This is a genomic window from Vibrio sp. 10N.222.55.C7 (assembly GCF_041473335.1).
GTDB classification, from domain to species: domain Bacteria; phylum Pseudomonadota; class Gammaproteobacteria; order Enterobacterales; family Vibrionaceae; genus Vibrio; species Vibrio crassostreae_C.
This window is the reverse complement of the sequence record NZ_JBFRSC010000028.1, coordinates 102,383-127,241: the sequence shown is the minus strand read 5'-3', so window position 1 is coordinate 127,241 and position 24,859 is coordinate 102,383. Positions and strand designations below refer to the sequence as shown.

At 44.7% G+C, this 24,859-nt stretch carries 28 protein-coding genes; 11 read left to right on the top strand and 17 right to left on the bottom strand.

The features are described 5' to 3' along the window. Positions 1-116: 116 nt before the first annotated feature. On the bottom strand, positions 117-791 hold the full coding sequence (gene purN / locus AB4482_RS10715; RefSeq protein ID WP_372180912.1) for a phosphoribosylglycinamide formyltransferase: 675 nt from the start codon (positions 789-791) through the stop codon (positions 117-119). 132 nt (positions 792-923) lie between these two features. Next, the gene (gene purM / locus AB4482_RS10710; RefSeq protein WP_008222945.1) at positions 924-1,964 is read right to left on the bottom strand and encodes a phosphoribosylformylglycinamidine cyclo-ligase; all 1,041 of its coding nucleotides are present in this window, start codon (positions 1,962-1,964) and stop codon (positions 924-926) included. Positions 1,965-2,133: 169 nt separating this feature from the next. On the opposite strand from purM, the gene upp reads away from it, so the two are divergent. Next, positions 2,134-2,760, top strand: coding sequence for a uracil phosphoribosyltransferase (upp, locus tag AB4482_RS10705; RefSeq protein ID WP_017060716.1), 627 nt, complete (start codon positions 2,134-2,136; stop codon positions 2,758-2,760). 141 nt (positions 2,761-2,901) lie between these two features. Here upp and AB4482_RS10700 read toward each other — a convergent pair whose 3' ends face one another. Continuing rightward, the gene (locus AB4482_RS10700) at positions 2,902-4,140 is read right to left on the bottom strand and encodes a uracil-xanthine permease family protein (RefSeq protein WP_137001215.1); all 1,239 of its coding nucleotides are present in this window, start codon (positions 4,138-4,140) and stop codon (positions 2,902-2,904) included. A 277-nt stretch (positions 4,141-4,417) separates the two neighbouring features. On the opposite strand from AB4482_RS10700, the gene AB4482_RS10695 reads away from it, so the two are divergent. Then, a complete protein-coding gene (locus AB4482_RS10695) occupies positions 4,418-5,677 on the top strand; it encodes a DUF2066 domain-containing protein (RefSeq protein WP_017060714.1) in 1,260 nt (419 codons plus the stop codon). Positions 5,678-5,787: 110 nt separating this feature from the next. On the opposite strand, the gene AB4482_RS10690 is transcribed toward AB4482_RS10695, so the two are convergent. The 4 genes from AB4482_RS10690 to AB4482_RS10675 all read right to left on the bottom strand — a co-directional run bounded on the left by AB4482_RS10690 (position 5,788) and on the right by AB4482_RS10675 (position 8,749). Then, complete coding sequence (locus AB4482_RS10690; RefSeq protein WP_017060713.1) at positions 5,788-6,225, bottom strand: DUF2069 domain-containing protein; 438 nt, start codon at positions 6,223-6,225, stop codon at positions 5,788-5,790. Continuing rightward, entirely contained in the window at positions 6,222-6,815 is a 594-nt protein-coding gene (gene wrbA / locus AB4482_RS10685) for an NAD(P)H:quinone oxidoreductase (protein ID WP_017066556.1), read from the bottom strand. The genes AB4482_RS10690 and wrbA overlap by 4 nt, the downstream gene beginning before the upstream one ends. Before the next feature lie 6 nt (positions 6,816-6,821). After that, positions 6,822-7,172, bottom strand: a complete 351-nt coding sequence (gene arsC, locus AB4482_RS10680; RefSeq protein WP_017060711.1) for an arsenate reductase (glutaredoxin) — start codon at positions 7,170-7,172, stop codon at positions 6,822-6,824. Positions 7,173-7,294: 122 nt separating this feature from the next. Further along, positions 7,295-8,749, bottom strand: coding sequence for a M48 family metalloprotease (locus tag AB4482_RS10675; RefSeq protein ID WP_372180911.1), 1,455 nt, complete (start codon positions 8,747-8,749; stop codon positions 7,295-7,297). A 178-nt stretch (positions 8,750-8,927) separates the two neighbouring features. Here AB4482_RS10675 and AB4482_RS10670 point away from each other — a divergent pair, with 178 nt between their 5' ends. Together AB4482_RS10670 and AB4482_RS10665 are read left to right on the top strand one after the other, a co-directional pair. Next, entirely contained in the window at positions 8,928-9,167 is a 240-nt protein-coding gene (locus AB4482_RS10670) for a sulfurtransferase TusA family protein (RefSeq protein WP_004738640.1), read from the top strand. Continuing rightward, positions 9,160-10,236 (top strand): AI-2E family transporter, encoded by a 1,077-nt coding sequence (locus tag AB4482_RS10665; protein WP_061032628.1) that lies wholly within the window; start codon positions 9,160-9,162, stop codon positions 10,234-10,236. The genes AB4482_RS10670 and AB4482_RS10665 overlap by 8 nt, the downstream gene beginning before the upstream one ends. A 97-nt stretch (positions 10,237-10,333) precedes the next feature. On the opposite strand, the gene bcp is transcribed toward AB4482_RS10665, so the two are convergent. Beyond that, positions 10,334-10,804, bottom strand: coding sequence for a thioredoxin-dependent thiol peroxidase (bcp, locus tag AB4482_RS10660; protein WP_372180909.1), 471 nt, complete (start codon positions 10,802-10,804; stop codon positions 10,334-10,336). A gap of 12 nt (positions 10,805-10,816) precedes the next feature. Next, complete coding sequence (locus tag AB4482_RS10655; RefSeq protein WP_017060705.1) at positions 10,817-11,359, bottom strand: glycine cleavage system protein R; 543 nt, start codon at positions 11,357-11,359, stop codon at positions 10,817-10,819. Between the two features lie 374 nt (positions 11,360-11,733). Between AB4482_RS10655 and dapA the strand changes: the two genes are divergently transcribed. After that, positions 11,734-12,612 (top strand): 4-hydroxy-tetrahydrodipicolinate synthase, encoded by an 879-nt coding sequence (dapA, locus tag AB4482_RS10650; RefSeq protein ID WP_017060704.1) that lies wholly within the window; start codon positions 11,734-11,736, stop codon positions 12,610-12,612. Between the two features lie 48 nt (positions 12,613-12,660). Continuing rightward, entirely contained in the window at positions 12,661-13,707 is a 1,047-nt protein-coding gene (gene bamC / locus AB4482_RS10645; protein ID WP_372180907.1) for an outer membrane protein assembly factor BamC, read from the top strand. A 161-nt stretch (positions 13,708-13,868) separates the two neighbouring features. Here bamC and AB4482_RS10640 read toward each other — a convergent pair whose 3' ends face one another. From AB4482_RS10640 to AB4482_RS10625, 4 genes are all read right to left on the bottom strand, one after another. Then, positions 13,869-14,078 (bottom strand): DUF2897 family protein, encoded by a 210-nt coding sequence (locus AB4482_RS10640; RefSeq protein ID WP_017060702.1) that lies wholly within the window; start codon positions 14,076-14,078, stop codon positions 13,869-13,871. A gap of 8 nt (positions 14,079-14,086) precedes the next feature. Then, positions 14,087-14,761, bottom strand: a complete 675-nt coding sequence (locus tag AB4482_RS10635; protein ID WP_017063385.1) for a M15 family metallopeptidase — start codon at positions 14,759-14,761, stop codon at positions 14,087-14,089. Positions 14,762-14,806: 45 nt separating this feature from the next. Further along, positions 14,807-15,943, bottom strand: coding sequence for a succinyl-diaminopimelate desuccinylase (gene dapE / locus AB4482_RS10630; RefSeq protein WP_017060700.1), 1,137 nt, complete (start codon positions 15,941-15,943; stop codon positions 14,807-14,809). A 98-nt stretch (positions 15,944-16,041) separates the two neighbouring features. Then, positions 16,042-16,389, bottom strand: coding sequence for an ArsC family reductase (locus AB4482_RS10625; protein ID WP_017060699.1), 348 nt, complete (start codon positions 16,387-16,389; stop codon positions 16,042-16,044). A 205-nt stretch (positions 16,390-16,594) separates the two neighbouring features. On the opposite strand from AB4482_RS10625, the gene AB4482_RS10620 reads away from it, so the two are divergent. After that, the gene (locus AB4482_RS10620) at positions 16,595-16,882 is read left to right on the top strand and encodes a helix-turn-helix domain-containing protein (protein WP_004734273.1); all 288 of its coding nucleotides are present in this window, start codon (positions 16,595-16,597) and stop codon (positions 16,880-16,882) included. A gap of 68 nt (positions 16,883-16,950) precedes the next feature. Here AB4482_RS10620 and AB4482_RS10615 read toward each other — a convergent pair whose 3' ends face one another. Both AB4482_RS10615 and AB4482_RS10610 read right to left on the bottom strand, forming a co-directional pair. Then, positions 16,951-17,283, bottom strand: a complete 333-nt coding sequence (locus AB4482_RS10615; protein WP_371722180.1) for a DUF4156 domain-containing protein — start codon at positions 17,281-17,283, stop codon at positions 16,951-16,953. A 12-nt stretch (positions 17,284-17,295) separates the two neighbouring features. Next, positions 17,296-17,640: a DUF2956 domain-containing protein gene (locus AB4482_RS10610; protein ID WP_017060697.1), complete on the bottom strand. Its 345-nt coding sequence runs from the start codon at positions 17,638-17,640 to the stop codon at positions 17,296-17,298. 109 nt (positions 17,641-17,749) lie between these two features. On the opposite strand from AB4482_RS10610, the gene AB4482_RS10605 reads away from it, so the two are divergent. The 4 genes from AB4482_RS10605 to AB4482_RS10590 all read left to right on the top strand — a co-directional run bounded on the left by AB4482_RS10605 (position 17,750) and on the right by AB4482_RS10590 (position 21,886). After that, on the top strand, positions 17,750-18,211 hold the full coding sequence (locus AB4482_RS10605) for a DUF2919 domain-containing protein (protein ID WP_372180905.1): 462 nt from the start codon (positions 17,750-17,752) through the stop codon (positions 18,209-18,211). 65 nt (positions 18,212-18,276) lie between these two features. Next, positions 18,277-19,200, top strand: a complete 924-nt coding sequence (locus AB4482_RS10600; protein WP_102394434.1) for a Dyp-type peroxidase — start codon at positions 18,277-18,279, stop codon at positions 19,198-19,200. Between the two features lie 121 nt (positions 19,201-19,321). Further along, positions 19,322-20,455 carry a flagellin gene (locus AB4482_RS10595; RefSeq protein WP_017063389.1) on the top strand — a complete coding sequence of 378 codons (1,134 nt, stop codon included), beginning with the start codon at positions 19,322-19,324 and terminating at the stop codon, positions 20,453-20,455. Positions 20,456-20,752: 297 nt separating this feature from the next. Then, complete coding sequence (locus AB4482_RS10590; RefSeq protein ID WP_102300543.1) at positions 20,753-21,886, top strand: flagellin; 1,134 nt, start codon at positions 20,753-20,755, stop codon at positions 21,884-21,886. Between the two features lie 565 nt (positions 21,887-22,451). On the opposite strand, the gene crr is transcribed toward AB4482_RS10590, so the two are convergent. Together crr and ptsI are read right to left on the bottom strand one after the other, a co-directional pair. Then, positions 22,452-22,961, bottom strand: a complete 510-nt coding sequence (gene crr / locus AB4482_RS10585) for a PTS glucose transporter subunit IIA (protein WP_004737851.1) — start codon at positions 22,959-22,961, stop codon at positions 22,452-22,454. A 106-nt stretch (positions 22,962-23,067) separates the two neighbouring features. Continuing rightward, positions 23,068-24,792, bottom strand: a complete 1,725-nt coding sequence (gene ptsI / locus AB4482_RS10580; RefSeq protein ID WP_048660880.1) for a phosphoenolpyruvate-protein phosphotransferase PtsI — start codon at positions 24,790-24,792, stop codon at positions 23,068-23,070. Positions 24,793-24,859 lie beyond the last annotated feature (67 nt).

The following is a 24,859-nucleotide window of genomic DNA, read 5'->3' as shown; positions in this document are numbered from 1 at the left end:
TGCTGTAGATCGTATTGCTTGAACCCGAACAAACGAAGGCCGCTTACTGCACTAACCAGTCAGTAAGCGGCCTTTTTGTTTTTCAGCAATTTGTTGTCTGAGAGTCGTTTGACGAATTACTCTTCTGCGTAACCGTGTTTACCTAATGCTTTACCGTCTAACACAGCCTGTCCATTGACCATTGATAAACGGTCTTCCGCGAACCACTTGCAGACCATAGGGTAAATGCAGTGTTCTTGAGTCAGCACTCGGCTTGCCAACATATCAGCATCATCATCTTCAAATACCGGCACCTTAGCTTGCAAGATCACAGGGCCGCCATCGAGCTCCTCGGTAACAAAGTGGACGCTAGTACCGTGTTCTTTGTCTTGCGCATCAATGGCACGCTGGTGGGTGTGTAGGCCTGGGTATTTCGGCAACAGAGAAGGGTGGATGTTGACCATTTTCCCTGCATAGTGACGAACAAACTCTGAACTCAGGATTCGCATGTAGCCAGCGAGTACGATTAAATCTGGCTGGTAAGCATCGATCTGAACCATCAATTCATGGTCAAACTCTTCACGTGAACCAAAGTCTTTTGGATTCACTGAATGAGCGTCAACACCTGCGGTTTTCGCTCGTTCTAATCCAAAAGCCTCTGCTTTGTTTGAGAAGACAGCTTTAACCGATGCATCAATCATATCGCTATCGCAGGCATCTAAAATAGCCTGTAAGTTACTTCCGCTTCCTGAAACTAACACAACGATGTTTTTATTAGAGTGACTGGTTTTATTTGAGTGATTGTTTTTCATAGAGTGGGTCATACGATTGATTAACTGAACTGTTTACAATGTACCTACATAAACTAGGGTTTTCTGCGGGCTAAATAGCAAAATGAGGACCATTAGGTCCTCATTGATTAACTAAGTAAGTGAACGTATCACTTATTTAATTTCAACTTGCTCTTCGCCAGCTTCAGCGTTTGCGATCTCACCGATAACCCAAGCGTTTTCGCCTTCAGCTTTCAGTAGTTCAACAGCAGCGTCTGCTTGATCTTTAGGTAGAGCAACAACTAGGCCTACACCACAGTTGAAAGTGCGGTACATTTCAAATGTTTCCACGTTACCTTTCTCTTGTAGCCAGTTGAAGATAGCAGGCCATTCCCAGCTCTTGCCATCAATGACTGCTTTAGTACCTTCAGGAAGTACGCGTGGGATATTTTCCCAGAAACCACCACCTGTGATGTGCGAGATAGCATGAATGTCATGCTCAGCAATCATCTTAAGTGCCGATTTGATGTAAATCTTAGTAGGTTCTAGTAGGTGCTCACCGATAGTGCGACCTTCTAGTTCTTCACTCTTATCAGCACCAGAAACTTCTAGAACTTTACGAATTAAAGAGTAACCGTTTGAGTGTGGACCACTTGAACCAACAGCGATAAGTGCATCGCCTGCTGCTACTTTAGTGCCGTCAATGATGTCCGCTTTTTCTACAACACCAACACAGAAACCAGCTACGTCGTAGTCGTCGCCTTCGTACATGCCTGGCATTTCAGCCGTTTCACCACCGATTAGTGCACAACCAGCTTGAACACAACCTTCAGCGATACCAGAAACAACGTCTGCTGCTGTATCTACATCTAGCTTACCTGTTGCGTAGTAGTCTAGGAAGAATAGCGGCTCACCACCTTGAACGATTAGGTCGTTCACACACATTGCCACTAGGTCGATACCAATGGTGTCGTGTTTTTTCAGATCCAAAGCAAGGCGAAGTTTAGTACCAACACCATCAGTACCTGAAACAAGTACCGGCTCTTTGTATTTCGTTGGAAGTTCACATAGGGCGCCAAAGCCACCAATACCGCCCATTACTTCAGGGCGACGAGTGCGTTTAACAGCACCTTTAATACGGTCTACTAGTGCATTACCTGCGTCGATATCAACACCAGCGTCTTTGTAGCTTAGAGAAGAAGTATTACCACTCACGGGATAGTCCTCGAACTTAAGTTGGATGTGAAAACGGCGCTATTCTAACAGGGCTTGATTACCAAGAGCAAACGTTTGCGCGGTTTTTTTTATTAGAATAAAGATTCTGAAATAACCTTAGAGTTCGTGTATAATCTACAGGTTTGTTTAAATATTGCCGGAGTTGGAAATGAAAGTTGTTGAAGTGAAACACCCGCTAGTAAAACATAAAATTGGCCTGATGCGTGAAGGTGAGATTAGCACTAAGCGTTTTCGTGAGCTAGCGACAGAAGTGGGTAGCCTTCTAACATACGAAGCGACATCAGACTTTGAAACTGAGCGTGTGACGATTAACGGTTGGAACGGTCCAGTAGAAGTTGACCAAATTAAAGGTAAAAAAGTAACGGTAGTGCCAATCCTACGTGCTGGTCTAGGCATGATGGACGGCGTTCTTGAGCACATCCCAAGTGCACGTATCAGCGTTGTTGGTATCTACCGTGACGAAGAAACGCTTGAGCCAGTTCCATATTTCAACAAGCTTGCATCTAACATCGATGAGCGTATCGCTCTAGTGGTAGACCCAATGCTTGCAACGGGTGGTTCTATGATCGCGACTATCGACTTAATGAAAGAGAAAGGTTGTAAGCACTTCAAGATTCTTGTTCTTGTAGCGGCTCCTGAAGGTATTGCGGCTCTAGAAAAAGCGCACCCAGATGTTGAACTTTACACTGCTGCAATCGATGAAAAGCTAAACGACAAGGGCTACATTGTTCCTGGTCTTGGCGATGCTGGCGATAAGATCTTCGGTACTAAGTAATTCGGTTTCAGCTTAAGTGACTCTAAACAGTTCCTTAACTCGCTGAATTAACCGTATTAATAAAAAGGGAGAGCATTCGATGCTCTCCCTTTTTTGATCTTGTTAGGTTGTGATTCTTTGGAATCTAGCCTTACCGACTCATTAATCGATTTGAGCTTTATCTACCACAGTGTTGTCACCTAGCTCTTCTGGAAGTACTAGGTTAAGTAGAATCGCAACGATACCGCACAAGCTTACGCCCTGTAGGCTAAAGTCACCGATACCAAAGGCCATGCCGCCAATACCAAAGACTAAAGTAATGCCCACAATCACAAGGTTACGTGATTTGTGTAGGTCAACATTGTTTTTGATTAGCGTGTTAAGACCCACTGTTGCGATAGAGCCAAACAGTAGAATCATGATTCCGCCCATTACAGGAACCGGAATCGTTTGAAGTAGTGCGCCTAGCTTGCCAACCAATGCAAGAACGATGGCTGTGACTGCAGCCCAAGTCATGATCACAGGGTTGAATGCTTTGGTAAGCATTACTGCGCCTGTTACTTCACTGTACGTAGTGTTTGGCGGCGCGCCCAGCATTGAAGCGGCAATTGTTGCCACACCGTCGCCAGTAATAGTGCGGTGTAAACCTGGTTTTTTAAGGTAGTCTTTACCGGTCACGTTAGATATCGCAAGCATATCACCTACGTGTTCAACGGCAGGTGCAATCGCGACAAATACCATAAAAAAGATAGCGTTGATGTTGAACTCTGGCGTTGTGAAGTTTGGCAGTGCTAACCAAGATGCTTGCGCTACTGGAGTGAAGTCTACCGCGCCGTATACCAAGCTGGTGATGTAACCCGCAACAATACCACCGAAGATTGGCAGTAGCTTAAGGAAGCCTTTTGAAAACACACTGATGACAATCGTCACTAACAGTGAAATTGAAGAGATCCACAGGGCAGCGTCTGCATCAACAAGCTGAACCGCACCATCACCGGTTTTGCCTAACGCCATGTTTACTGCAACGGGTGCAAGACCTAAGCCGATCACCATGATTACAGGGCCAACCACGACTGGTGGAAGCAGTTTATGGATGAAAGCAACACCTCGAACTTTAATCAATGCGCCCATTAAGACATACACAACACCTGCCGCCATTAGGCCGCCCATGGTTGCACCGACACCCCAAGTTTGAATACCAAACATGATAGGCGCGATGAATGCAAAAGAAGATGCTAAGAAGATTGGTACTGAACGGCGTGTAATAAGTTGGAATAAAAGGGTACCGATACCTGCGCCAAAGAGTGCAACGTTGGGGTCAAGTCCTGTTAGTAGCGGCACGAGTACAAGCGCACCAAATGCTACAAACAGCATTTGCGCACCTTGCAGAGCATTTTTCATGTTATGTCCTTAAAATGGTCGTTATATGAAAAGCGAAAAATAAAATTCGCGGGATTCTATCACTTAGCAATCGATTGCCACACCAAATAAATCAAATTTATTTATCTTAATGATGTTTTATATCCATCTAAGCCCTAGAAATTCAGTTTATAAGTGAGCGATTTATCATGGCCAGGTGATATTTTGTGGTTATTAAACACAGTGGGCGCTATCGACCTTGCCCCTCAATCCATAGTTGCTTATCATCTAGGCACAAGATTTGAATATTAGGATCAGTATGCGCTACATAGCATTGTTGTTGATGGGACTATTAGCCTCTCCGAGTTATGCCTTAACTCAAGTAGATATTTTTAGTGCTGAAGTTGCGATTAACGCTGAAGACAAACAGCCAGAACAAGTGGCAAGAAATACAGGTATGGAGCAGGTATTGATACGTGCGACTGGCCAAACTGATGTCGCTTCGAATGAGACGATTCAAAAGGCGATGCGCAAGAGTTCGCAGTACATGTCTCAAATGAGTTTTGGCGAAAGCAATGACCAATCAACATTGCGTATGCGTTTTAACGGTGCTCAAATCCGTTCTCTGTTGACTCAAGCACAGTTACCTTACTGGCCTGACACGCGTTCAAACATCCTTGTTTGGCTTGTGGAAGAGGACAACTACGACAAGAACATCGTATGGGAACACTCTAACTCACAGTTAGCAGCTAGCTTACAAGCGAACGCAAAAGAGCGTGGCTTGCCTCTAACGCTGCCTGTGGGTGACTTTGACGATATTACGGGTATTGCGACTTCTGATTTGTGGGGTAGCTTTGTTACGCCAATCAGTAAAGCGAGTCAGCGTTATCCTGTTGATGCTGTGTTGGTGATAAAGGCTCAATCTTCAGGCCTACGTTGGGCTCTATACGATCAAAAGCCAAGTCAATTGACGAGTGCACCAACATCGCCTGTAAGTGGTTCACTATCGGGTAACAGCGACACGACTTCTAAGAAGTTAGTTGACCAAATCAGTAACTACTACGCAGGCAAAAGTGCTGTGACGGTAGCGAGTGAGTCATCAGAATCGATTTTAACGCAGTTTATTAGCCTGAATAATGCTCAAGACTTCTTCCAGTTAGAGAACGCACTTAAGCGTCTAAACTCGGTGGCAAGCCTAGATATTCTGAAGATTCAGAACAACGAAGTCACTTTCCGAATTCACTTATTGTCGACTCAACAAGAGTTTGAGCAAGAAGTAGCAAGTATTCGCCAAGTTGCGAAGGTTGAAGAATCTTACATTGAGCCTGAAGTGAGCCCTGAATTTGAAACTCAAGACAACACAATGTCTGTAGGTGATGATTCAACAGACGCTGCTGAAGTCGTTGGTGACGAAACTGACTCAGGCGTACAAGTGATTAAGGGCAACGAGGTATCTGAGGATGCTGAGCTAACGAATACGCCTGACGCAACGTTAGAGGATTCTAGTACAGAAGATCTAACCATCACTGCGCCAGTACATGCTAAGCCAAGCTTGGTATACGAGTGGGTTCGCTCATAATTGTCAGCTGACATGACTGATTGAAATGAAAACTTGAAAAAAGCCCTGCAAGAGCAATCTCGCAGGGCTTTTTGTTTGTAAGCGGTCAGTTTAAAAGCATGGGCTCAATATTATTGCTCGAACTTAGCTTTTTCTCTCTTTTCTACTTCAGAAAGACGCTTCAACTTGATGCCTAACTCTTTGGCTCTAAAGCGAGTAAATAATATATTGCCCGCGAAACCTAGAGTCGTCAGAAGCAGTTCTACAGCCGCTAATAAACGTTCACCATCGTCTACATACAAGATAGTTAATGCGTGTAGGAAATAGAGCATCAAGACGAAATTTGCCCATGCGTGCGTATAAGGTTTTCCTGCTAAAATGCCCGGTAATGGCAATAACAGCGGGATAGCCCAAGCAATCGCCAGTGTGACATTACTGAGATGAGGGTGCGGTGAAAGCGTCATCTGCCAAGCCACCACCCAGAATAAAAGCGACAAGTTGCCCGCTAAAGCAAGGTAGCGAAATAGCTTGGTTTTGGGAGACATAGCCTTCTCTGGCATATACATCATTGAGAAATTCCCTTCTGATTTATTGCGATGCGCGCTAGGCGTTTACCTAGGTTTTGCGCCAACTCAATCTCTTCTTTGCTAAGTGAAGCGCTCTCTCCAGTACTGCTTGCACCATAAGGCGTACCACCAGTTTGAGTGGTGTGCAGCGCCGGTTCTGAGTAGGGGATGCCCACGACTAACATGCCGTGATGAAGCAGGGGCAACATCATGCTTTGTTGTGTTGTCTCTTGACCACCATGCAATGATGAAGAAGAGGTAAATACGCAAGCTGGCTTATCGATGAGATCACCATTGATCCACATTGATGTCGTGCTATCCCAAAAGTGCTTCATTGGCCCGGCCATGTTACCAAACCAAACCGGACTGCCTAGCGCCAAACCATCACAAGATCGAAGTTCTTGTAACGAGGCAATAGGATCGGTTGGTTGATAACGCGAATCAGGCTGCTCTTCTACTGTGTACACGTCGTTCACCGTCCTTAGCATAGCTTCGCAGTTCGGGATGGATTCAACCCCTCGTGCAATCTGCCTTGCTAGAGCTTGTGTGTTGCCGTGGCGACTGTAATAAAGAACAAGAATGTTAATGCTCATATTGGATTACAGAATCTCTAGCACTTGCTCTGGTGGACGACCAATTTTTGCTTTGTTGTTCGCGACAACGACTGGGCGCTCAAACAGTTTTGGATTGGTTGCCATCGCGGCGAAAAGATCTTCATCAGTAACTGAAGCATCGCCAAGGTTTGCTTCTTTGTAGTCCGCTTCTTTGGTGCGCATCATGTCGCGAACACTGTCAAAACCAAGCTGAGTGAACAGTACTTTCAGCTGTTCAACTGTTAACGGAGTCTCCAGGTATTTGATGACCTCTGGCTGTACGCCGTTTTCCTGAAGCACTTCTAGAGTTTGACGGCTCTTTGAGCAGCGTGGGTTATGATAAATCACGACAGACATGGTTCTTCCTCATTATTATTTTTGATTTAGTTGTTTAGCTGAAGCCACCAGGGGTGACTTCTTTTTTGTGTAACGTTGAGCTTTCTTTTTATTCTGGTAACGAGCTGTTACCAGTAAACACTCTATTGTAGCGACAAGAAGCGCTCTCGTTGAATCATTAGCTGATCAATTCGAGCGTCGTAGCGTGCTTGTTTTAGGCTTCCTAATTCTGCGATTTGGCTTGCTTGCGTGTAGTACTGAATCGCTTTGTTCCAGTTGGCTTGCAGTGCCAAAATTTCTGCACGAGCAGCCAGTTCTTCGTCGCTATTACCAAGGCTCGTATTTACTTTTGAAAGTAAGTGCCAGCCATTGGTGTCATTCGGGTTATCGTGCGTGTAACGCTGCAATACGCGAACCGCTTCTTGAAGATCTTCATTTTCAATCAGTGCGTTGGCGTAGTTAATGGTCAGAACCGGGTTGTTTGGTTGACGAACCAGTGCCGATTTAAGTTCTTTAATCGCAATCTCAGGCTGCTTCTTCTCGATGTGCAGATCCGAAATAGCATCTAGATAAAACAGGTTGGTTGGATCGCTGTTAATCAGCTTGTTCAGGATGGGCTCTGCTTTGTCTAATTTTTTAGAGTCTAGGTAAACCAGTGCTTGGCCATATTCTAATGACGGAACCAAAGCTTTAGGGGCTTTCTTTAGCTGACGCTCAAACCAATCAAGAGCAGCATCATTATTAATGCCAGCATAGCGCGCAACAATGCGGGCTCTTGCTAGGTGGTAGTCCAGAGAGGGAGCCAGTTTCAGTGGCGGGTAACTACGAGCACGAGCACGTGAATCGGTAATTCGGTCTTCTGGCAACGGGTGAGTCAGCAACATTGGTGGTGGTGTGCTGGCATAGCGGTATTCATCAGCCAGGCGACCGAAGAAGCGTGGCATCGCATTCACGTCAAATCCAGCTTTCGCTAGCGTGTTGATACCAAAGCGGTCGGCTTCTTTCTCATTACTACGAGTGTAGTTAATTTGGCTTTGCATGTTACCCGCGGTGGTTGCAGTTAAGGCTGCAATACCGGCTTCAGGAGCCGCAATTGCCAACAACACAGACGCGGCAAGCGCTGCAATAGTCGCAGGGGAACGGCGAGCTTGATCTTCCATACTACGCGCTAAGTGGCGCTGAGTAACGTGTGCGATTTCGTGCGCTAATACAGACGCAAGTTCACTTTCTGACTGTGCATGCAGGAATAGACCTGAGTGCAAAGCAACATAACCACCAAAGAAAGCAAAAGCGTTGATGTTGCGGTCACGGATCATAAAGAACTGAAAAGGTGTCTTTACGTCATTGGCATTCGCGACAAGGCGATGGCCTAGAGTGTCGATATAAAGGTTGAGAACCGGATCGTTGATGACAGGTTGGCTGCTTCTGATGATGCGCATGTAGGCATCACCATAGATCAGTTCTTGATCGATAGTGAGCGTGCCGCCAGCCGCTGTGCCGATGTCCGGTAAATCCAAGCTGTTGGTGTTAGCCAACGTTGGGGTGCTTAATGTGGCTGCGATGCATAAGCAAGCAATTGAACGAGCGCGTTTAAACATATTAGTCAGTAATACTCCGTTTCTTCTGACAGTAAGACAAGGGCAATGCAAATTGGTTCTTTATCTGGTTTAACCTTTGTTAAGTGCGTGCGCTATCCTGAAGGAAGATGAATCAATGATGGCACGTTTTCAAAAACAGATTACAATATGCCCCTTATAATAAGCATCGAGCCCAAGAATGACACCTAATATTCTAGATTTACGCCAAGAGCGCTGCCCAATGGCGTTATTATTAGCCAAGCGTCACAGTGTAAAGTTAGAAGTAGGGCAATCTTTGTCAATTTATGTATCAGATAACAGTTCGATGAAAGATATTGTTACTTTTTTGTCTAAGCAGGCTTATGTTGTCATGACAGAGGTTTGTTCTAATTACCACCATCTCCTCGTCACTAAAAAGGAATCGCAGTCAGATGCTTGAAATGGTCAGTCGTTGGTATAAACGACGTTTCTCTGATCCACACGCTGTCAGTTTGGTTGCCATCATTCTATTCGGCTTTATTACTATCTACTTCTTTGGTCATCTGATCGCACCGCTGTTGGTGGCGATTGTGTTGGCTTATTTGCTTGAGTGGCCAGTGACTCAACTTCAACGACTCGGTGTTCCAAGAACGCCATCGGTGATGTTGGTGATCTTGATGTTCTTTAGCCTAATGCTACTAGCGATATTTGGATTAGTGCCAACCATTTGGGAGCAAGTGGGCAACCTGATCAATGATATTCCTAGCATGTACGGTAGCTTGCAGAAGTTCATTGCAACGATTCCAGAGCGTTACCCAGAGCTTGCTAACTTACAGATCGTTGAGTCTGTAATGTCTAACGCGAAGAACAAAGCGTTAGGTATGGGTGAGAGTGTGGTGAAAGGCTCATTGGCGTCTTTGGTTAGCTTAGCGACGCTAGGTGTTTATCTTATCTTAGTACCATTGCTTATTTTCTTCTTACTGAAAGACAAAGAAGAGATGATCAGAATGGCAAGTGGTGTGCTTCCTCGAAACCGTCGCTTGGCGACCAAAGTATGGGAAGAGATGAACGAACAAATCTCGAACTACATCCGCGGTAAGGTGCTAGAAATTTTAATCGTAGGTGGCGTCAGCTACGTAACTTTCGCGATTTTAGACCTTCGCTACTCAGTGCTATTAGCGGTTGCTGTAGGCTTCTCGGTATTGATTCCATACATTGGTGCAGCGGCGGTAACCGTGCCGGTTGCTATTGTTGGTTTGTTCCAGTGGGGGCTTGAGCCTCAATTCTACTGGCTATTATTGGCTTACGGCATCATTCAAGCCCTAGATGGTAACGTGTTAGTACCTGTACTGTTTTCTGAAGCAGTGAATCTGCACCCTGTTGCGATTATTGTGGCGGTATTAGTGTTTGGTGGACTTTGGGGGTTCTGGGGCGTGTTCTTCGCGATTCCACTAGCGACCTTAGTGAAGGCAGTTTGGAATGCCTTACCGAGCCATGCATTAGATGATGACCCGGTGCATCATCAGTAATGAAAAATGAACGATAAAAAAGGCGGCTATCGATGATAGTCGCCTTTTTAATTTGTCTTGATTAGTAGTGAGTCTAGTTAGCTCACCTCAACAGGCATTAAGCTTCTTGGTTGAAGTACTCTAGAACCACTTCATGGTGAGTCTTTGTTTTGAATTTATTGAAGACGTGTTCAATCTGACCTTCTTCATCAATTAGGAAGCTAATACGGTGCAGACCGTCGTAGATTTTACCCATGAATTTTTTCTCGCCCCAAACGCCAAACTGTTCAGCAACGCTATGGTCTTCATCAGATAGCAGTGTGAAGTTTAGAGATTTCTTTTCAACGAAGTTTGGTAGGCGTTTTACTGGGTCAACACTCACACCTAGAACAACCACGTTTAGGTCATCAAGCTGTGTTTTGATATCACGCAGGCCTTCCGCTTGCACAATACAACCTGGAGTCATTGCTTTAGGGTAAAAATAGAAAAGTACTTTTTTACCTTTGAAGTCACCAAGAGATACGATATTGCCATCTTGATCTGGAAGAGAAAAAGCAGGTGCTGGAACACCAGCCGTTAGCGTATTCATGACATTTCCTTTTTAAAGACTGTTTTTGATAAAGTTGAGCGAGCCTTGGACTGATAGGCTCTGACACAGCGAATCGAATTCTTCTTGTAGCTGCATCAAGTTACATTCTGATTGCACAGAAGCGGTAATAGAGATATGGAATTGGTCGTTGTCGAGTTGAACCTTAGATTTATTGATGGTTCGTGCACTTAACGAATCGAGGCCGATGTTTCGGTCTGCGAAGAACTGGGTAAACTGCTCAGTAAGTCCGATTTTATCGTCTGACTCAACGAACACCTCTACTGTGTAAGAGTTCTCAATAACATCATGAGTTGAGGTTCGCTTCATAATCGTAATCAAGTCGTGCTCTTGTCCAAGCAAGGGCAAGGTGGTTTCAACGCGGGTAATGTTGTTTGCCTTTCCAGACAGCAGCATGATAAGCGTAAATTCTTCGCCAAACAGGGCGATACGGCTATCAATAATGTTACAGCCTGATTGGGTGACTAAATGAACCACTTGGTTGCATACACCTGGGCGATCAGTGCCCACAGCTGTGATTACTAGATGTTGAGTCATAAAATCACGTCTCTTTATATTCCATTGATTCATGCATGTTAGCACAGTTAGCTCGTGGAATAAGCGTGCGTGCGGGGCTTTTTATGTGCGACCTTGCTTCGAACATGCAACCAATGATAAGAATATCGAGCGCGTTAAAAAATGAGATAGAGCGATGAGAGCACAGCTTACTTGTTACTGACATCCAGTGATGTGCTATCCGCTAGATTGAGTGCAGGTTACCCAAATTCTAGGTAGAACGCCGTTAGAAGTCGTTTTACCTCAAACATACGACAATATTTAATGCAGATGTTGCCGGTAAGCCACTTTAATGTCTTGTGTTTATTGATTGGCTTACAGTAACATGCAAAAAGAATAAATTAAGGGAGATAGACATGTTTTCAGGAAGTATCGTTGCGCTAGTTACGCCATTTAATACAGATGGTGAAGTGGATTTCGACAGCCTTAAAAAGTTAGTTGAGCACCATATTGCTGCAGGTAGTGATGGTCTGGTTGCGGTTGGCACAACAGGTGAGTCTTCAACACTCACTATTGAAGAGCATGTCAAAGTCGTCAACAAGATCGTTGAATTTGCTGATGGTCGTATTCCCGTTATCGCTGGTACAGGTGCAAATGCAACTCATGAATCTGTTCTATTCAGCCGTTTGTTGAATGGTTCTGGTATTGCTGGTTGCCTGAGCGTAACGCCTTACTACAACAAACCGACTCAAGAAGGTTTGTACCAACACTACAAAGCGATTGCTGAAGTCAGTGACGTTCCACAAATTCTATACAATGTTCCAGGTCGTACTGCGGTAGACTTGTTGCCAGAAACGGTTGCTCGTCTTGCTGAGATCGAAAACATCGTTGCACTGAAAGATGCGACGGGTGATCTCGACAGAATTGCAATTCACCGTGAACTTTGTGGCGAAGACTTTATCTTACTAAGTGGTGATGACTTAACAGGCCTAGAATTTGTTAAGCGTGGTGGCGATGGCGTGATCTCTGTAACGAACAATGTTGCAGCCGCTGATATGGCAACCATGTTCAAGCTAGCAAAAGAAGGTAAGTTTGAAGAAGCGGAAGCGATCAATGAGCGTTTGATGCCTCTACATAAGAATTTGTTCGTTGAGTCTAACCCTATTCCCGTAAAATGGGCGGTTCATAAAATGGGTCTGATTGCTGAAGGTGGCTTACGTCTACCGCTGACTGAACTGTCAGAGCCAGCTCAACCTGTTGTTGCTCAAGCAATGACTGAAGCGTGCATTTACTAAAACGTATGAAGTGATGCCGAAGCGAACCTTCGGCATTTAGGAGTATAAATGAAGTATTCTCACCAGCTAGTGATTGGGTCACTGGCTGTTTTCGTTCTTACAGCATGTTCTGGCAACCCGACTCAACGTCGCCAAGCCAAAGATGATTTCGAATACTTAGAAACACCTGAGTTTTCACAATGGCAATTGCCTGTAGATGCTCAGCCTCAGTTCTACCCAAATTTTGACATCCCAAGCGGTGAATTCAGTGGTGGTACTGGTCGTGAAGTGGATATTCGTCCACCGCAACAGGTTCTTGAACTGATCCCGGGTGCTCGTGCTGAGCGTCAAAACGGTGAAGTGACACTATGGCTTCTTCGCGCAGAAGAGGCAGACCGCGTGTGGCAAACGGCTGTAGATATGCTGGCTCAACGTGGTATTGGTATTCGTGATCAATCAGAGAATGAGATTGAGACCGATTGGGTAACTTGGGTTTCTGAAGATGAAGACGTAGAGATTGGTAGTCGTTACTCTATCTCTCGCTTCCAAGCAAACAACCGTCATGGCTTCAAGATTAATCTGATTGATTGGCGTGAAGGTACTGAAGAGAAAACAGTAACGGCAACCAATAAAGAGCGTTACAACGCGTTCCTGACCAACCTAGTTATGGCTAAGTACGATGAAAACCTTCGTGCTGAAGCGGCGCTGAAAGCGCAAGAGTTGGTGAAGCGTATTCCAATTTCAATGGGTGCTGACCGTAGTGGTTTCCCTGTGATTATTGCTCGTACGCCATACAATGTATTCTGGCAGCGTCTGCCTAACTTGTTGCCTGAAATGGGCTTTGAGCTTGAAGAACGCAATCAATCTCAGGGTACGGTGAAGGCGAAGTACGCAGCACCAGATGATGAGTTCTGGGAAGAAATTGGCCTACAGCCTATCGACTTAGCGCCAGGCACTTACAACTTCCTATTTGGTGACCTTGGCAACCGTACGTCAATCAACGTAACGGATGCATCAGGTAAGCCAGTAGAAGAAGAGCTGCTTAAGTCTATGGTTCCGGTATTAGCGCATATTGCTGACCAAACCAAAGATGACAAAGAAGCGAAAGCTGAGTAGTCATTCAAGCCGTCACAAGCTGAGTTAAATCAGCCTTGTGATTAGCAAAAGCAAATAAAAAAGAGGACACACTGTGTCCTCTTTTTTATTGTATTCGTTGTCATCAGGCTACATTGGTCAATCAAAATTGGTCAATCAAGCTGATTAGCCAAAGCAAAAGGCTATGCGTCTTTATTGTCTTTGGATTCTTCTTTTTCAGCTTTCTCTTGGTTAAGTTTATCCGAGCGATTGAGCTTATCTAAATCTCGCTCAGTTTTACCACGCCCCGTCAGATCCATATTGGCTGTCTGTTTGAGCGCTGCGATGTTACCCACAACAACGCTAACTACGATGATGATGATAACCCAAGGGTTTGTAAGCCACTCCAACATAAGCGCTCCTAATGACTGATATTCGCTACGAAGCGTGCATAGATCTCGTCTAGCTGCTCCATAATAATCTCATACCCTAATACTGGCTTAGATTGGAGTTGCTTGCCAAGTAAAGTCGGAGATAACTGTGATAAACACGACTCCGATACTTTGCGATGGCTGATATGCCATGGTTCGATCGCCACACCACCCAAATCTTGGCTGTAAGGAAAGAAGAAACCAAATTGTGCAGCATGAACTGATAGCCATTGGTAAAACGATTGCTGGTGGCCAGTAAGGTATTCCCATGGTTCTAATTGCAGATGTATGCCTTCAGGTAAGTGGTTACGAGCAAAGACATCGAAGTCACAACCCCAATGATGACGACTCGCGCCGGGAAGCGCAGACCATCTCAGGATAGCCGATAGCTTTTGTTGTTCGGTCAGTTTTGAAGCATCAAGAGGTTGGCTTTCTGAATCTAATATCGGAGCTTCGCCAGAAAACTTACGGTTCCAAATCAGAGATTGCCTTTCATAGTCGCGAAAGCCACTGGCAATCTCCATTTTAAAACCAGCGAGCTGAGCAGCTTCAATCAAATTATTCAGGTCATTCTTAACCTCACTGTGGACCAAGAAGGTCTTGGTGCCGATCAGGCTAGGCTCTAGATGAGAATCTGATTGTCCGGTAAGCTGCTCTGGTGTCATAACGAGTCTCTCAATAATTGGATGCTATGAATCGCTGATGAAAGACTATTTAGCGAATAGGTTCACTAATGTTCTTTCGTACATGTCAGTTAGCTTTTCTAAATCGGCTACCTTCACGCATTCGTTAACCTTGTGAATCGTTGCATTCACAGGGCCTAGTTCAACCACTTGTCCGCCCATACGTGCAATAAAGCGACCATCAGATGTACCGCCAGTCGTTAGCAGTGCTGGTTTCACATCATTGACGTGACCCACTGCATCAACAATAGCATCAAGCAGTGAACCTGCGTCTGTTAAGAACGGGTCGCCATTGAATGTCCATCTTAGGTCGTATTCGAAATCATACTTGTCGAGTGTCGTTGTGATGCGCTCAACGATGATGTCGTTGCTTAACTCTGTACTAAAGCGTAGGTTAAACTGAACATTAAACTCACCAGGGATCACGTTTGAAGCACCAGTACCCGCACTCACATTTGGAATTTGGAAACTGGTTGGCGGGAAGTAATCATTACCTTTATCCCACTCAGTTGTTGCTAGCTCATTAATAGCAAGCAGAGAGCTGTGTACTGGGTTGTTTGCTAGGTGAGGGTAGGCAACATGACCTTGTGTGCCTTTAATCGTTAGGTCGCCAGTGATAGAGCCACGACGGCCGTTCTTCACGACATCACCCACGAACTCAGTGCTCGATGGTTCACCAACGATACACATATCGATGTTTTCACCGCGCGCCATTAATGCTTCAACAACACGTACAGTACCGTTGATGAAAGGACCTTCCTCATCTGAAGTGATCAGGAAACCAATTGAGCCTGTGTGGTCTGGGTGTTTGGCAATGAACTGCTCGACGGCAACAATCATTGAAGCCAGAGAGCCTTTCATATCAGCAGCGCCACGGCCATGTAGGAAACCGTCTACGATAGTCGGTTCGAATGGCTTAGTGTTCCACTGTTCGATTGGGCCTGCAGGTACCACATCAGTGTGACCAGCAAAAGCAAACAGAGGCGCTTCAGTACCACGACGAGCCCAGAAGTTGGTCGTATCTTCAAATACCATCACTTCGATTTCAAAACCGAGTGCTTTTAAGCGTTCAATCATCAGGTCTTGGCAGCCTGCATCTTCTGGTGTTACCGATTGACGGCTGATTAGGTCTTTTGCCAGAGCCAAAGTTGGGCTATCTGTCATCCTTGAATTCCTTGTTTAAATAAAACGTCTAGTCATTAATTTTTAGGCGCTGATTCACTGATCAACGTCCTGTTGTCTGTCTATGTAAATACAACGATCTAAGCAAAAATAGCCGCGTATTGGTCGGCTTTAAATCCGATGTGAAGCTTACCCTCAACTTTTAAGATTGGGCGCTTGATCATTGCAGGTTGTTCAACAAGCAAAGTCACCGCTTTTTCTTCTGTTAGGGTGTCTTTCTGTTCTTGAGAAAGTTGGCGATAAGTCGTACCACGTTTGTTTAGCACAAGCTCCCAACCTAGCTCAGAGCAGAAGCTTGTTACTAGCTCTTCTGTGATGCCTTGTTTGCGATAATCGTGAAATTCGAACTCGATACCTTCAGCTTCGAGCCATTTCTTTGCTTTTTTAATGGTGTCGCAATTTGGGATACCAAACATGGTGATAGTCATTATTCTTCCTTTGAGTGATTTTATTTCATTGTTATGAGTTGAATCCTATCAGGAAGCAGCAACTCAGACAAAATAGAGTGATGAATATTTCATAGAGTGAAAAAAAAGCGTAAGAAAATGTCACTATTGGAGACTTATTGATCAGCCTCAACATGTTGTCAGCGAAAAAAGAAATAATTGAGCTGCACATATATAGGAGGTGTCAATGGAGTTGAGTCCTGTTTTTGCAAGGCGGCTATATTTAGCATTGTTAGTGGAAAGCCTTGATAGGCCAAATGTGCCTAAACTCATCGAAAAAACGGGGTGGCCTCGTCGTACTATTCAAGATGTACTCAAGGCGTTACCGGGGATCGGTATCGAACTTATGTTTGTTCAAGATGGGCGACGTCATAATGATGGCTATTACCAGTTATCCGACTGGGGGCCATTTGACAGTCAATGGGTTATCCAGCGTAAAGGCGATATAGCAACAAGCCTTGGATTTAGTGCATAAGCCAGCGAAAGCTGGCTTTCTTTTGGGTGTCATAAAATCAAAGCATATCGATATGCCGCTTTAGTTGCTTACTCGCACAGGTAGGCGGTACCAAGCATAGTCACGGAAGTGCTGAAATCTTGGGGTAGGGTAAAGATGACGGTGTCTGCGCCTAGCTCAATGGCATGCGATTTAAGCTCATTCATCGCACCTTGAATCAGGGTGTCATTGGGAAAGAACAAGTAGCTGTACCAATGACCTTCGCTGCCAGTGATTTCCCCTTTATACTCACACTGCTCGATGTTAATCAGGCCGTGGTAATCCATTTGTACCTTGTCCGCTTTACTATGAGGCGTTGATGTGGGTTTGGTACACCCGAGTAACATGCCACTCATAGCCAAAGCGACTAATTCCTTTTTCATACGTTTACCCTGCTATTGCATCAAATAAATCGCGAAGCCTACCCAGCTTGCGAACAGTAGTAACCACGGCAGTTTAGTGGCGTGATTTGATGGTGTTTCAACACTTGTTTCGATCGTGTCTTCTTGGTGTTGATTAGCTTGTTGAGTCTGTTTTTCTTTCTGTACGCGCTTCTTCGCTTTATCGGCTTGGCGGCTGCGTTCTTTTTGCTGTTTCTTGTACAGTGCGATGCCTTTCTCGATACCCTGAGCAATCAGTTTAGTTTGTTCTTTGGTTTGAGCTGGCTTTTGAGTCGCTTTGGCTATCTTCAGTGCTTCCTGTTGAGATTCAACAGAGGGCGTATTAGTTTTGTTTTTCATACTGAGTTCGACAATTAAAACGGATTGGCTACTAAGATAACGCAAAGCTAGTTAAGTATGAATGATTTGCGTTAAAGTGTTGGTTTGAAAATAAGTGAAAGTGAGATTTGTGCGGTACTCCATAGAACAATACGACAAGCACGGCTTTTTGAAAGCTCCAATCTTGCTCTGGCTAGGTTGGTTGTTTCTTGCGAAAGCCTTGGTCGTTTTCATTGTTGCAGGCGCAAGCCGAGAATCGGGAACCGATATTCTTGAGATAATCTACCCAGACCATCAGATGTTTTATGTCGGGATCGCGTTGAGTGTGCCTAGTTTGCTGCTGATGTGGTTATTTGGGCTAAGATCGCCAGATAGAAAGCGCCTTAACAAAGTCGTGTCATGGGGACGTTGGGTTACCATGATGGCTATCTTGGCACAGGGCTCCCATTCGATTTATTTAATCTATTTGGATAACGGATGGTTCCGTTGGTCAAATGGCATCACCCTATTGTTGCTGCTGTGGTTAGCGCTTTATCTAACCAATAGCCATGCTGCAAGGGATTGCTTTAAAGTGGTTGAGCTCGAAGACTGATTCTCATCAAAACATTTGTCCCATTCACAATTATACTTAGAAGCTAAAACTGGAAGGAATAATCTATGCTTAATGTTTCAAATGAGCAGCCTAACGTTCAAAGTGCTATTTTGCCTGAAGCTGGGCCTTTCGCGCTTTACGTTCAACTTAAAGTGAACGCTAATACTGCTAATGTACTAGCAGAAATTCAAAAGCTTCCGACTCTAATCGACGAACTAAACCAAACTCAGCCTGATGCGAACTTAACGGCATCGGTTGCGTTCTCAAAAGCTTTTTGGGATAGGTTCGAGCAAGCAGCGCCCGCTGATTTGATCGACTTCCCTGTGCTGGGTGAAGGTGATATCACAGCACCGAGCACACTGTCTGACGTTCTGATTCACTGTCATTCAAACCGACATGATCTGCACTTCTTTATCTTGCGTAAATTGCTATCTGAAGTAGCAGCTGATGTTGAAGTGGTTGATGAAACTTATGGTTATCGCTTCCTAGACTCTCGTGACATGACAGACTTTGTTGATGGCACTGAAAACCCGAAAGACGCACAACGTGCTGAAGTCGCTATTGTGCCTGAGGGTGAATTCGCTGGTGGTAGTTATGTAATGGTGCAGCGTTTTGTGCATAACCTGCCAGCTTGGAATCGTTTGAATGTATCGGCACAAGAGAAAGTGATTGGCCGAACTAAACCTGATTCAATTGAGTTAGATGATGTTCCTGCGGCGTCTCACGTTGGCCGTGTGGATATCAAAGAAGAAGGCAAGGGGCTTAAGATTGTTCGCCACAGTCTACCTTACGGTACTGCTACGGGCGACCACGGCTTATTGTTCATTGCTTACTGTAACGTTCGTCATAACTTCGATGCGATGTTAGAGAGCATGTACGGCGCAACAGATGGCAAAACAGACCAACTGCTTCGCTTTACCAAAGCAGTGACTGGCGCTTACTACTTTGCACCTTCAACTGACATGTTGAGTGTATTAACGATTAAGTAAATCACCTCATCTGCAGCAAAGAAAGGGAGCCTCAGGGCTCCTTTTTTATTAAAGCTTTATATGAACTGGTCGATATAAGAGCAATCGTGAGTTTTATTCATCTTTTTGTAAGCGAAGGTCTATGGCTATAACTGTCAATACGAATGTCTCGGCGTTAGTAGCTCAGAGAAACCTCTCTAACGCTAATAACATGCTGAACCAATCTTTGGAGCGCTTAGCTTCAGGGAGCCGTATTAATAGTGCAAAAGACGATGCGGCTGGCTTACAGATCTCAAATCGATTAGAAGCACAGATGAGTGGCATTGATGTTGCTGTTCGAAATGCTAACGACGGTATCTCCATTATGCAGACTGCAGAAGGAGCTATGAATGAAACCACTAATATCATGCAGCGCATGCGAGACTTATCCCTACAAGCGAGTAACGGCTCGAATAGTTCATCGGAACGAATCGCTATTCAAGAAGAAGTCACCGCGTTAAATGACGAGCTGAATCGAATTGCCGAAACCACTTCATTCGGTGGTAAAAAACTCCTTAACGGCAGTTTTGGGCACACCTCGTTTCAAATCGGCGGCAGTTCGGGCGAAGCTGTGCAGATTGGTTTGAAAAGCATGCGTACTGATGACATCAACATGGGCGGCTTTAGCTACGTTGCTAATGGCATGGCCAGTGATTCATGGGAAGTGAAATCAAACCAGAATGATATGACGATGTCGTTTACCGATCGTTTTGGTCAGCCACAAGAGATCACCATCAACGCGAAAGCGGGCGATGATATCGAAGAGTTGGCGACTTACATTAATGGTCAAACGGATCTCTTATCGGCTTCTGTTAATGATGACGGACAACTTCAGATTTATATGTCAGGTGAAGATACCGCGGGTACCATCTCTTTTTCAGGTTCATTAGCCAGTGAGCTTTCGATGTCAGCGGGCTATTACGAGTCAGTTAATGACATCAATGTAACGGATGTGGGTGGTGCTCAGCGCGCCGTCTCTATTTTGGATACGGCGATGAAGTATGTCGATAGCCATCGGTCTGAATTAGGGGCAATGCAAAACCGCTTTGATCATGCCATTAACAATCTTGAAAACGTTCATGAGAATTTGGCGACATCAAACAGTCGAATCAAAGATACCGACTACGCTAAAGAAACCACTCAAATGCTCAAGCAACAAATACTGCAGCAAGTGAGCACAACGATACTCGCTCAAGCCAAGCAAGCGCCGAATCTAGCTTTAACGTTATTAGGTTAATGAATTACCTACAATCTTATAAAAGCATTTCAGCTTGGTCGGTGCTTTTTGGCGAATAAAAATACAATTTCTCACTCGACTGACTTCCCGGCAACTTTAGCGATTTTCTCATCTTTTTTCGATAATTTTACGACCAGTCACGCTTTCTTCTGTTTTACCGCTATTTCTTTAAATTTGTTGTTTTTTTCCTAAAGGTTTCGCCAATCACGCCGTTATTAAAAGTAACTTTGAGAGAACTACTTGGTTTTCCGAGACGTCGGAAACCGCAATACCGGAAAATCAATTGGAGAAATCACCATGGCAGTGAATGTAAATACAAACGTTTCAGCGATGACTGCGCAACGTTACCTAAACAACGCAAACAGCGCACAACAAACATCAATGGAGCGTCTAGCTTCTGGCTCTAAAATCAACAGCGCAAAAGATGACGCTGCGGGCCTACAAATCTCGAACCGTTTGAACGTTCAAAGTCGTGGCCTTGATGTTGCTGTACGTAACGCGAACGACGGTATCTCAATTGCACAAACTGCTGAAGGTGCAATGAACGAGACGACTAACATCCTGCAACGTATGCGTGATTTGTCTCTACAATCTTCAAACGGCTCAAACTCAAAATCTGAGCGTGTAGCGATTCAAGAAGAAGTAACAGCACTGAACGACGAGCTAAACCGTATCGCGGAAACGACGTCTTTTGGTGGTAACAAGCTACTTAACGGTACTCACGGTACTAAATCATTCCAAATCGGTGCGGATAACGGTGAAGCGGTAATGCTTCAACTGAAAGACATGCGCTCTGATAACGCTCAGATGGGTGGTAAGAGCTACCAAACTGAGAACGCTAAAGACAAAGACTGGAACGTACAAGCGGGCTCTAACGACCTAAAATTGTCGTTCACTGACAACTTTGGTCAAGCACAAGAAATCGACATCAGCGCAAAAGCGGGTGACGACATCGAAGAGCTAGCGACTTACATCAACGGTCAGCAAGATTCTGTTAAAGCGTCTGTGACTGAAGACGGCAAGCTACAAATGTTCACAGGCAACAACAAAGTGAGCGGCGATGTGTCTTTCTCTGGCGGTCTTGCGGGCGAGCTAGGTATTCAAGCAGCTAAAGACGTAACGGTTGATACTATCGACGTAACATCTGTTGGCGGCGCACAAGAGTCTGTAGCAGTAATCGATGCGGCCCTTAAGTATGTAGACAGTCACCGTGCTGAGCTAGGTGCTTTCCAAAACCGTTTCGACCACGCTATCAGCAACTTAGACAACATTAACGAGAACGTTAACGCATCTAAGAGCCGTATTAAAGATACCGACTTCGCGAAAGAAACGACTCAGATGACTAAGTCTCAGATCCTTTCTCAAGCTTCAAGCTCGATTCTTGCTCAAGCGAAGCAAGCACCGAACTCGGCACTTAGCCTACTAGGTTAATCGATTAAAAAGCCACGTTGACTATAAGTGTTGTTGAGACAAAGCGTTAACGTAAGGCTTCCACAAATTAGCTCGTGGTGAGAGATGAGCGCTAAACAAACCCAGCTTCGGCTGGGTTTTTTATTGCCTGAAATTTGGTGAAGGTGTATTTGGAAAAGTGTAGTGCGGGTAAACAGAAGCAAAAGCGAGATTCCCTATCACGTTCGTTCCTCACTGTAGGGAATGACGGGTTAATCATAAGTTGACAAGTGTAGATGCCGTCATTCCAGAACCGAGTAGAACGAGGTATCAGGAATCTGCTTTATGAGATATCAAAGTCCGGGTGCTTGTCGAAATTAACACTGCGTGGTCATCGTGTGGAAACTTCGCTTAGGATCTCGCTTAACGTGGTTTAATAACAATGTAGGGTTATGTTGGTAATTAAGAGTTGGGTATCACTGTGGGTTATTGAGGGGTTGTTTTCAGCAAGGTGAGGAGTAGTAATCAAGGAAATTGAGCTATTTAACAGGCACAAAAAACGCCACCCTTAGGTAGCGTTTTAATTAAAGCAGATAAGTAATCGAGATTACTTAGTTACTTTAAGAACTGGAGTTTCGCCAACAGTTACAGAACCAGAAAGCTTGTTCAGCTCTTTGATTTCGTCCATGTTAGAGATAACAACTGGAGTAAGCGTAGATTTTGCTTTCTCTTCTAGAAGCGCTAGGTCGAAAGTGATGATAGTGTCACCAGCTTTAACAGATTGACCTTCTTCAGCTACACGAGTGAAGCCTTCGCCTTTAAGTTCAACAGTATCGATACCGAAGTGAACGAAAAGCTCAACACCGTCGTCAGACTCGATAGAGAATGCGTGGTTAGTTTCGAAGATCTTACCGATAGTACCGTTAACTGGAGCTACCATTTTGTCGCCAGCTGGTTTGATCGCGATGCCGTCACCAACGATTTTTTCAGCGAAAACTACATCTGGCACATCTTCGATGTTTACGATTTCACCAGAAAGAGGTGCGATGATTTCGATTGCACCAGCATCAGCGCTGTCATCAGATACAAGCTTTTTCAGTTTGTCAAACAGACCCATTGTGTCATGCTCCTAACGTTTAGTTTTATTCTGTAGAATATACTATACCAATCTAACAAATTAGACGACTATTTTTAGCCGTCTAACGTTATTAAGCGATTGGCGATTACTGAGTTTTCTCAGCGATGAACTTTTCTACGCAAGCTTCAATTTCAGCAGCTGTTGGTAGAGATAGTGCTTCGTCAGCCATAGCTTTAACTTCAGCGAAGTTAGAGTTACGGATTACTTTCTTAACTTTAGGGATAGAGATACCGCTCATAGAGAACTCATCTAGACCCATACCAAGAAGAAGTAGCGTTGCACGCTCATCACCAGCAAGCTCACCACACATACCAGTCCACTTACCTTCAGCGTGTGATGCGTCGATCACTTGCTTGATTACTGTAAGAACAGCAGGAGATAGTGGGTTGTATAGGTGAGAAATCATTTCGTTACCACGGTCTACCGCAAGAGTGTATTGCGTTAGGTCGTTAGTACCGATAGAGAAGAAAGATACTTCTTTCGCTAGGTGGTGTGCGATTGCAGCAGCTGCTGGAGTCTCAACCATTACGCCGATTTCGATTTCTTCATCGAAAGCTAGGCCTTCAGCGCGAAGTTCAACTTTGTACTCTTCGATTGCTTTTTTCAGTTCACGGATCTCTTCAACAGAAATGATCATTGGGAACATGATACGTAGTTTACCGTGTGCAGATGCACGTAAGATGCCACGTAGTTGGTCACGTAGGATTTCACGACGATCCAAGCTGATACGTACTGCACGCCAGCCTAGGAACGGGTTCATCTCTTGTGGAAGGTCCATGTATGGTAGGTCTTTGTCGCCACCGATATCCATAGTACGGATAATCACTGACTCGCCTTCCATTGCTTCTGCTACTTCTTTGTAAGCAACGTATTGCTCTTCTTCAGTAGGAAGCGCGTCACGGTCCATAAATAGGAATTCAGTACGGTACAGACCAACGCCTTCACCGCCGTTACGCAGGATACCGTCACAGTCTTTTACTGTACCGATGTTGCCACAAACTTCTACACGGTGACCGTCTAGAGTTTCAGCGTGTAAATCTTTTAGTTTTGCTAGTTCAGCCGCTTCTGCTTCGAAATCTGCTTTGATTTTCTTAGCTTCTGCTAGTTCAGCTTCAGAAGGGTTGATGATGATCTTGTTGTTCATCGCGTCTAGCACAAGCATGTCGCCGTTCTTAACTTGCTTAGTGATATCGTTAGTACCAACGATAGCTGGAAGCTCAAGAGAACGTGCCATGATTGAAGTATGAGATGTACGACCGCCGATGTCACAAGCGAAACCAAGAACGTAGTCTAGGTTGATTTGTGCAGTTTCAGATGGCGTTAGGTCGTAAGCTACTAGGATAACTTCTTCATTGATATCTGCTAGAGATACAATGTTGATGCCTAGAGCATTTTTAACGAAACGAGTACCGATATCACGGATATCAGTTGCACGTTCTTTTAGGTACTCATCATCAAGAGACTCTAGTGCAACAGCTTGCTCTTCGATCACAGTGTGGATCGCGTTGTCTGCGTGCATCTTGTCTTTCTTGATGAGTGCTAAAATCTCTTCTTCTAGCTCTTCATCTTCAAGCAGCATGATGTGGCCTTCAAAGATTGCTTCTTTTTCTTCGCCAAAAGTTTCAAGTGCTTTTTGCTTAACAACTTCAAGTTGTTGAGAAGATTTGTTACGAGCGTCAAAGAAACGCTGTACTTCTGCTTCAACTTGGTCGTCAGAGATAGATTGAGTGTTTAGGACAATTTCATCTTCTTGAAGTAGTAGTGCTTTACCGAAAGCAATACCAGGAGATGCTAGGATGCCTGAAATCATAGCCTTACCTTAGTTGTTCAACTGTAAACGGGAGAGTGTGTGACTTTAAGTCGTCGACTAATGTCGC

Coding starts and splice junctions, on each gene's coding strand:
- crr (WP_004737851.1), bottom strand. CDS start 22,961: ATGGGTCTGTTTGACAAACTGAAAAAGCTTGTATCTGATGACAGCGCT.
- AB4482_RS10675 (WP_372180911.1), bottom strand. CDS start 8,749: ATGTTTAAACGCGCTCGTTCAATTGCTTGCTTATGCATCGCAGCCACA.
- AB4482_RS10700 (WP_137001215.1), bottom strand. CDS start 4,140: ATGAAAAATGCTCTGCAAGGTGCGCAAATGCTGTTTGTAGCATTTGGT.
- AB4482_RS10655 (WP_017060705.1), bottom strand. CDS start 11,359: ATGACTCAACATCTAGTAATCACAGCTGTGGGCACTGATCGCCCAGGT.
- upp (WP_017060716.1), top strand. CDS start 2,134: ATGAAAGTTGTTGAAGTGAAACACCCGCTAGTAAAACATAAAATTGGC.
- AB4482_RS10665 (WP_061032628.1), top strand. CDS start 9,160: ATGCTTGAAATGGTCAGTCGTTGGTATAAACGACGTTTCTCTGATCCA.
- wrbA (WP_017066556.1), bottom strand. CDS start 6,815: ATGAGCATTAACATTCTTGTTCTTTATTACAGTCGCCACGGCAACACA.
- AB4482_RS10635 (WP_017063385.1), bottom strand. CDS start 14,761: ATGACACCAGAGCAGCTTACCGGACAATCAGATTCTCATCTAGAGCCT.
- dapE (WP_017060700.1), bottom strand. CDS start 15,943: ATGACAGATAGCCCAACTTTGGCTCTGGCAAAAGACCTAATCAGCCGT.
- AB4482_RS10615 (WP_371722180.1), bottom strand. CDS start 17,283: ATGAAAAAGGAATTAGTCGCTTTGGCTATGAGTGGCATGTTACTCGGG.
- bcp (WP_372180909.1), bottom strand. CDS start 10,804: ATGAATACGCTAACGGCTGGTGTTCCAGCACCTGCTTTTTCTCTTCCA.
- AB4482_RS10590 (WP_102300543.1), top strand. CDS start 20,753: ATGGCAGTGAATGTAAATACAAACGTTTCAGCGATGACTGCGCAACGT.
- AB4482_RS10690 (WP_017060713.1), bottom strand. CDS start 6,225: ATGATGTATATGCCAGAGAAGGCTATGTCTCCCAAAACCAAGCTATTT.
- ptsI (WP_048660880.1), bottom strand. CDS start 24,792: ATGATTTCAGGCATCCTAGCATCTCCTGGTATTGCTTTCGGTAAAGCA.
- AB4482_RS10595 (WP_017063389.1), top strand. CDS start 19,322: ATGGCTATAACTGTCAATACGAATGTCTCGGCGTTAGTAGCTCAGAGA.
- AB4482_RS10620 (WP_004734273.1), top strand. CDS start 16,595: ATGGAGTTGAGTCCTGTTTTTGCAAGGCGGCTATATTTAGCATTGTTA.
- purN (WP_372180912.1), bottom strand. CDS start 791: ATGAAAAACAATCACTCAAATAAAACCAGTCACTCTAATAAAAACATC.
- AB4482_RS10640 (WP_017060702.1), bottom strand. CDS start 14,078: ATGTTGGAGTGGCTTACAAACCCTTGGGTTATCATCATCATCGTAGTT.
- AB4482_RS10610 (WP_017060697.1), bottom strand. CDS start 17,640: ATGAAAAACAAAACTAATACGCCCTCTGTTGAATCTCAACAGGAAGCA.
- bamC (WP_372180907.1), top strand. CDS start 12,661: ATGAAGTATTCTCACCAGCTAGTGATTGGGTCACTGGCTGTTTTCGTT.
- AB4482_RS10695 (WP_017060714.1), top strand. CDS start 4,418: ATGCGCTACATAGCATTGTTGTTGATGGGACTATTAGCCTCTCCGAGT.
- arsC (WP_017060711.1), bottom strand. CDS start 7,172: ATGTCTGTCGTGATTTATCATAACCCACGCTGCTCAAAGAGCCGTCAA.
- AB4482_RS10625 (WP_017060699.1), bottom strand. CDS start 16,389: ATGACTATCACCATGTTTGGTATCCCAAATTGCGACACCATTAAAAAA.
- AB4482_RS10670 (WP_004738640.1), top strand. CDS start 8,928: ATGACACCTAATATTCTAGATTTACGCCAAGAGCGCTGCCCAATGGCG.
- AB4482_RS10600 (WP_102394434.1), top strand. CDS start 18,277: ATGCTTAATGTTTCAAATGAGCAGCCTAACGTTCAAAGTGCTATTTTG.
- dapA (WP_017060704.1), top strand. CDS start 11,734: ATGTTTTCAGGAAGTATCGTTGCGCTAGTTACGCCATTTAATACAGAT.